Annotated in this window: 5 protein-coding genes; 4 read left to right on the top strand and 1 reads right to left on the bottom strand. The window is 65.8% G+C overall.

The features are described 5' to 3' along the window. Both WB785_RS11135 and WB785_RS11140 read left to right on the top strand, forming a co-directional pair. The coding region (locus tag WB785_RS11135; protein ID WP_424079145.1) for an LppP/LprE family lipoprotein at positions 1-379 on the top strand (379 nt) is incomplete at its 5' end. A 36-nt stretch (positions 380-415) separates the two neighbouring features. Beyond that, positions 416-3,865: a TM0106 family RecB-like putative nuclease gene (locus WB785_RS11140; RefSeq protein ID WP_424079147.1), complete on the top strand. Its 3,450-nt coding sequence runs from the start codon at positions 416-418 to the stop codon at positions 3,863-3,865. On the opposite strand, the gene WB785_RS11145 is transcribed toward WB785_RS11140, so the two are convergent. Next, positions 3,862-5,913: an MFS transporter gene (locus WB785_RS11145; protein WP_424079149.1), complete on the bottom strand. Its 2,052-nt coding sequence runs from the start codon at positions 5,911-5,913 to the stop codon at positions 3,862-3,864. The genes WB785_RS11140 and WB785_RS11145 overlap by 4 nt on opposite strands. Before the next feature lie 353 nt (positions 5,914-6,266). Between WB785_RS11145 and WB785_RS11150 the strand changes: the two genes are divergently transcribed. Then, positions 6,267-7,022, top strand: a complete 756-nt coding sequence (locus WB785_RS11150) for a hypothetical protein (RefSeq protein ID WP_424079150.1) — start codon at positions 6,267-6,269, stop codon at positions 7,020-7,022. 187 nt (positions 7,023-7,209) lie between these two features. Further along, positions 7,210-7,435, top strand: a 226-nt coding sequence (locus tag WB785_RS11155) for a 2-oxoglutarate dehydrogenase E1 subunit family protein (RefSeq protein ID WP_424079152.1), incomplete at its 3' end; no start/stop codon positions are given.

The raw sequence follows: 7,435 nt of genomic DNA on the forward strand, positions 1-7,435 counted from the left end.
CCCGTGCGCCGTCAGCCTCAGCGCGCCCGCGATCGCGCGAGGGGTTTCGGAGCTGCCCCGCGACCCCCGCAGTCAGCAGCCGTGGAACCCCGAACCGTTGGCCGGCAACTACAACGAATGCGCCCAGCTGTCAGCGGTGATCGTCAAGGCCAACACCAACGCGCAGAGCCCCAACACCAGGGCGGTGATGTTTCACCTCGGCAAGTTGATACCGCCGCAGGGAGTGCCCGACACCTACGGATTCAACGGGATCGACACGTCGCAGTGCAACGGCGACACGGTGGCGTTGGTGTATTCCGGCGGTATCGGCTTGCCCAGCGTGGTGAAGTTTCGCTGGAACGGCAACGGGGTGGAGCTGATCGCCAACGGCGTCGGCTAGCCCAGCCTGTCGGTGCTTCGGCCTACAGTTGCTGCTGTGTTCCTGGCAGGCGACAGCATCATCTACAGCGCGTCGGATCTCGCGGCCGCCGCTCGCTGTGAGTACGCCCTGCTGCGCAATTTCGATGCGAGGCTTGGCTGGGCTCCGGGGATCGTCGTCGAGGACGAATTACTAGCACGTACCGCTGCTCTCGGTGACCAGCATGAGCAACGACGGCTCGATCAGCTGCGCGAGCAATCCTCCGACTCGGTGGTCGTGATCGGCCGCCCCTCTTACACCGTCGCCGGCTTAACCGCCGCCGCCGCGGCCACGCAGCGGGCCGTCGCGAACAACGCCGCGGTGGTGTATCAGGCCACCATGTTCGACGGCCGTTTCGTCGGGTTCGCCGATTTCCTGGTGCGTGATGACGAGCAGTACCGAGTCTCCGACACCAAGCTGGCCCGCTCGGCGAAGGTCACTGCGCTGCTTCAGATCGCGGCCTACGCCGACGCCCTGATCCGTTCCGGCGTACCAGTATCTCCGGAGGCCGAGTTGGTGCTCGGCGACGGCACGGCAGTGCGCTACCGCATCGACGAGCTGATCCCGGTCTACCTGGAGCAGCGTGCGAGCTTGCAGCGGCTGCTCGATGAGCACTATGCCGGCGGCACACCGGTGCGTTGGGACAACGAGCGGGTACACGCGTGTTTCCGATGCGCGGCTTGCGAGGAGCAAGTACGGGCAAGCGACGATCTCCTGCTTGTCGCGGGGATGCGGATAACTCAGCGCGCCAAGCTGATCGACGCGGGAATCACCACGCTCGCCGAACTGGCCGACCACACCGGTCCGGTCGTTGAGCTACCGGCCCGGACTGTCGCCAAGCTGGTTTCGCAGGCCAAACTGCAAGTGCACCAGCGTGATACCGGCACACCGCAATTTGAGGTGGCCGACCCGCAGCCGTTAGCATTGCTGCCTAATCCCGATGATGGGGATTTGTTCTTCGATTTCGAGGGTGACCCACTCTGGACGGCCGACGGCACCGACTGGGGGCTGGAATACTTGTTCGGCGTCTTGGAAGGCGGACGGTCGGGGGCTTTCCATCCGCTGTGGGCCCATGACCGCCGCAATGAGCGCAAGGCACTGACCGACTTCCTCGCGCTGGTGGCCAAACGGCGCAAACGCTTTCCGACCATGCACATCTACCATTACGCGTCCTATGAGAAGACGGCGCTGCTGCGCCTTGCCGGACGCTATGGAGTCGGCGAAGACGAAGTGGACGAGTTACTTCGCAGCGGGACGCTGGTCGACTTGTATCCGATCGTGCGCAAAAGCATTCGCGTCGGTAGCGAATCCGTCGGCCTCAAGGCCCTGGAGCCGTTGTACATGGGGTCGCAGCTGCGCTCCGGTGAGGTGACCACCGCCGCAGACTCGATCACCCAGTACGCCCGATACTGCCAGCTGCGCGACAACGGCCAGCTCGACGAGGCCGCCACCGTGCTGAAGGAGATCGAGGACTACAACCTCTACGACTGCCGATCCACCCGTGCCCTACGCGACTGGCTACTAATGCGGGCCTTCGAATCAGGCATCACACCCATTGGGGCGCAGCCTGTTTCGGATGGCGGCAGCATCGAACAACCTGACGCGCTAGCGGGCGTTCTCGACGATTTCACCGAAGTCGCGGAGGCCAGCGCGCGCACTCCGGAACAGACGGCCGTAGCCCTGGTGGCCGCGGCACGCGGCTATCACCGCCGCGAGGACAAACCGTTCTGGTGGGCGCATTTCGACCGGCTGAACTACCCAGCCGATGAATGGGCCGATGACACCGACGTCTTCATGGTCAGCGACGCGGACATCGCCGTCGATTGGGACCGGCCTCCGCGTGCCCGCAAGTTGCAGCGACGGGTACAACTGACCGGCGAATTGGCCCGCGGCGCACTCAACTCCGAAGTGTTTGCACTTTACGAGCCGCCCGCCCCGCCCGGCATGACCGATAACCCCGATCGACGGGCGGCGGGCCGGGCCACGGTGATCGAGGCTGACGACTGGACAGTTCCGACCGAGGTCGTCGTCGTCGAACGAGTACCTCAAGACGGCAATACCTTTCATCAACTCCCGTTCGCGCTTACTCCGGGTCCGCCCATTCCGACGACGGCACTTCGGGAATCGATTCAATCGGCGGCGGCCGCCGTGGCCGCCGGACTGCCGCAACTCCCCCGCACCGCGCTGCTCGATATTCTCCTTCGCCGCCCGCCTCGGACCCGTGACGGCGCGGCGCTACCGAGGACCGGCGAAGCCATCGACGACATCACGGCCGCGCTGCTCGACTTGGACTCGTCGTACGTGGCGGTGCACGGGCCGCCCGGAACCGGCAAAACCTATACCGGCGCGCAGGTCATCGCGAGGCTGGTCGGCGAGCACGGCTGGCGCATCGGTGTTGTCGCGCAATCGCATGCCGTGGTGGAGAACCTGCTCGACTGTGCGATCGAGGCCGGCGTCGATCCGCTGCGGGTCGCAAAGAAACGCTACGACCGCGACGATGTCCGCTGGCAACAGATCACCGAGCAGGAATACGCCGGTTTCATCACCGACACAGGGCCAACAAGGGGGTGCGTGATCGGCGGCACCGCTTGGGACTTCGCCAACCCCACCCGCGTCCCGCCGGGCAGCCTGGACCTGCTGGTGATCGACGAGGCCGGCCAATTCTGTCTGGCCAACACGATTGCCGTGGCGTCCGCCGCCGCGAACCTGCTGTTGCTGGGCGACCCGCAGCAGTTGCCTCAGGTCAGCCAAGGCACGCATCCCGAGCCGGTCGATGGATCTGCGCTGGGCTGGCTGGTCGAAGATCATCGCACGTTGCCCGCCGAGCGGGGCTACTTCCTGGACCGCACCCACCGGATGCATCCGGCGGTGTGCGCACCGGTATCGGCACTGGCTTACGAAGGCCGATTGCAGTCCTACGTTGATATCACCGCGGCGCGCCGCCTCGATGGATGTCCCCCCGGGGTCCACATCGTTGAAGTCCGCCACGAGGGCAACTCGACCGAGAGTCTGGAAGAAGCCGACGCGATCGTGGCACGGATCAACGCGCTGCTTGGCTTAACGTGGACCGATGAGCGCGGTAGTCGGCCCTTGACGGCCGCTGATGTGCTGGCTTTGGCGCCTTACAACGCGCAGGTGGTGCTGCTGCGCCAGCGGCTCGCGGCCGCTGGGCTCGGCGAAGTCCGAGTCGGGACTGTCGACAAGTTTCAGGGTGCCCAAGCACCGGTGGTGTTCATTTCGATGACCGCCTCGTCCGTCGAGGACATTCCACGAGGAATCCCGTTCCTGCTCAACCGAAACCGGTTGAATGTGGCGATCAGCCGCGCACAGTATGCGACAGTGATCGTGCGCGCCGAGGCATTGACCGACTACCTGCCCGCCGCGCCGGCGGGGTTGGTGGAGCTGGGCGCATTCTTGGCTCTGACGGCCTCGGGTACACCAGCTGGCGGCGCAGTGCCCGCCGGCTAACGATCCCGGAATGAATGCCGTCCGTAGCCAGCGGTGTCGTCCGGGTCGGGGCGGTAGTGCCTGTTGCGTGCCCGCGGCGACTCAGGCCGGTCCTGCTGCAGCGGCCGGAAGCGCTGCTCATCGTCGACGTGGAAACCGTTGTGGGCGAATCCGATTGGCTCGGCTTCCGGCACCGGCGCAGGGTCGTCGTCGACGAGAAGACTGCGCCACGATTCGACAGGTGCGCTATGCCAGGCCTCAGCGGGTGCCGGGTGTGGGTGCCCGATCTGAACGGGCAACGGTTCGGTGTTGTCGTCATCGACATGGGTCCGTGTTGGCTCGATGTCGCGCACTGGTTCGCGCGGGGCATTGCGCGCGGGCGACAACGTGTATTCGACATAGTCGTCGTCATCGTCGAAGCCATCCCCGAAGCCGTCATCATCGTCGTCGGGAAATTCGTCAGGAGCGTTGGGCTTCAATCGAATCCGTCGAGTCCGGGCCTCGGCGCCATCCTGGTGACCGCCGGCGTGCATCGACCGGTCGTCCCCGTGCCCCGAGCCGGTGAAGCCGATCATGAACAGTGCCGCCGCTATGCCGAAAAGCGCGATGAAAGCCGGCAGGAGCATCGACTGGGACATCGCCGCGGAGAACGGCTCGCGCAGGAATCCCGGCAGCTGCAAGGCGGCACCGTTGCCACCCTGCGGGCCGAATGCGTCGCCGTCGGGCATCGGCGGCATCTCGGAGGAGATCCTCGACGTCATGAACGAGGCCATGCCGGCGCTGCCCAACACCGCACCGACCTGGCGGGTCGCGTTGTACACACCAGAACCGGCGCCCGCCAGCCGCGACGGCAAGTTGCGGGTCGCGGTGGCGGCCAGCGGCGCCCAGATGAACGCCATTCCAAAACCCAACGCAATAAACGGCAGAACCAGCTGCCAGATCGGCGCGGACGGCGTCATCGCGATCGAGAGCCAGGTCAGCCCGATCGCCAAAACCGAAAAGCCGAAGCCGATCACCGAGCGAGGGTGGGAACGGTCGACCAACTTGCCGACGATCGGCGCAAGCAGGCCGCTGGTAATCGCCATCGGTGCGGTCAGCAAAGCCGAACGGGTCGGCGACAATCCGCAGACCGTCTGCGCGTAGAACATCAGCGGCAAGATCATCGCGGTGGCCGCGAACCCGATCACCGCCCCGCCGAGGTTGGCAAGGCTGAAGTCGCGGTCACGGAAGATGTCGAGTGGGATCAGCGGCTCGTCGGGGCTGACCGACTGCCAGTAGACGAACGCGGTCATGAACCCGATGCCGGCGACGAACACCGCCCAGATCCACGGTGCCCAGCCGTCGGACTGACCCTGCTGCAACGCGAAGACGATCAGGAACATCGCCAGCCCGGACAATCCCACGCCAACCAGATCGAAACGGGGTTTATGGGTGGGCAAAACCGGCATCAGCAAAACCGCAAGCCCCAGACCGACGAGCCCGATCGGGACGTTGACGAAGAAGATCCACGCCCAGCCCAGCGCGTCGACCAGCACGCCGCCGGCCAGCGGCCCAACCAACGTGGCAACGCCGGCCGTGGCGCCCCACACGCTCATCGCCATCCCGCGCCGTTCCGGCGGAAAGATGCGGGTGATTACTGACAGCGTCTGGGGGGTCAGCACCCCGGCGCCGATGCCTTGTACCACCCTTGCGGCGATCAGCATCCCGATGGTCCCCGACAGGCCGCACGATAGTGAGGCGGCGGTGAACACTGCCAGACCGGCCAGGTAGAGGTTTTTCGGGCCGAATCGGTCACCGAGTCGGCCGGCCACCAGCAACGGAACCGCATAACCGAGCAGGTAGGCGCTGGTCACCCAGATCACCGTGTCGTAGCTGGTGCCGAGCTTGGTCATGATGCTGGGGTTGGCGACCGCGACGATCGTGGAGTCGAGCAGGATCATGAAGAAGCCGACCATCATCGCCCAGAGCGCGACCCACGGACTTGCGGCTCTGCGGCGCTTGGCCGCCATGGCGCCGCCCGCGCGTCGGGTGTCGCCACCCGCTCGCCGCCGAGCAGTCGCCGCAGTCATGTCCCTACCTCTCTTGATTCCCCACCTCGCTATCCGGCGCCGCCTGCCAGTCCCGTTGACCGGCCCGTGGCGAACTGGCAAACTCACGCAGCCGCTAGAGCTGGGCCAGCATCATCGCTAGCAAGTTATCCACGGACACCGGCGTCGCGAAGCCCCATGATCCTGGCCGCCCTGGCCTGGTGCGCCCCGACGCGTTTGCTAACCGCAATCGCCGCGGCATCCTTATCCAGGGTAACGACCCCGGCAAGTGCGACGAACCGATGTACGGGGACGCTTGCCACACGTTTCCTGCGTCGGCAGCTAGCCTGAAGACATATTCCGGTAGGACTTCCCGTAGGACTCGGAGGCACCTAATGAGCGCCCGACGGACGCACTCAGCGGACGACCAGCTGCCCGCCGCTACCGACAGCAAGCCAAAGGCATCCGCGCGTGCATTGGCCAGCATCATCGAGCGCAGCGCACGGATCCAGGGCCCGGCGGCCACCGCATATGTGGAACGGCTTCGCCGGGTAAACCCCGGGGCCACCCCCGCCGTCATCATCTCGAAGCTGGAAAAGCGTTACGTGACCGCCGTCACTGCCAGCGGTGCAGCCGTGGGTTCGGCGGCGGTGCTGCCGGGCTTCGGCACCTTGGCCGTGCTGTCCGCTGCGGCCGGGGAGACGGCGGTGTTCCTCGAGGCCACTGCATTTTTCGCGTTAGCGACGGCGACCGTGTACGGCGTTCCTGCCGAAAATCGGGAACGCCGCCGTGCACTGGTGCTGGCCGTGCTGGTTGGCGACGACAGCAAGCACGCCCTCGGCGAACTGCTCGGCTCGCGCCGCACTAATGGTGCCTGGCTCTCCGAGGGCGTGGCATCACTGCCGATGCCCGCGTTGTCGCAGTTGAATTCCCGGTTGCTCAAGTACGCGGTCAGGAAATACACGCTGCGGCGCGGTGCGCTGCTGTTCGGCAAGATGCTGCCGGTCGGTATCGGCGCTCTGATCGGCGCGATCGGCAACCGGTTGGTGGGTAAGAAGATCGTGCGCAACACCCGCAATGCGTTCGGGATACCCCCGGTGCGGTGGCCGGTCACGTTGCATCTGTTGCCCACGGCTCGCGACGCCGGTTAGCCACCAGCCCGGCCGGTGCCCGTTGCCGGACATCCCGTGACCGTGGCGGATTGTCGGCAAAGGGTTAGCCTTTATGGGGCGGAAACACCTCGGACACCGCGGGTGACATGCGCCGACACCGGTTGTAGGAAGTGGGAAGCGTCGCTAGCACGCTTGCCGGACAGAGGAATCGAGGCGAGCAGCTGCCGTGAGCAGTACGAGTTCACCATTCGGTCAGAACGAATGGCTGGTCGAGGAGATGTACCGCAAGTTCCGCGAAGACCCCTCCTCGGTCGATCCGAGCTGGCATGAGTTTCTTGTCGACTACAACCCCGAACCAATCGGCGACGGTTCGAACACCGCTGACACCCAGCCGGCGTCGGCTCCGGCCGCGCAAGCCGCGCCCGCTCCAGCACCCGCCCCCCCGCCTGCGT

This window comes from Mycobacterium sp. (assembly GCF_049585075.1).
Classification (GTDB): Bacteria; Actinomycetota; Actinomycetes; order Mycobacteriales; family Mycobacteriaceae; genus Mycobacterium.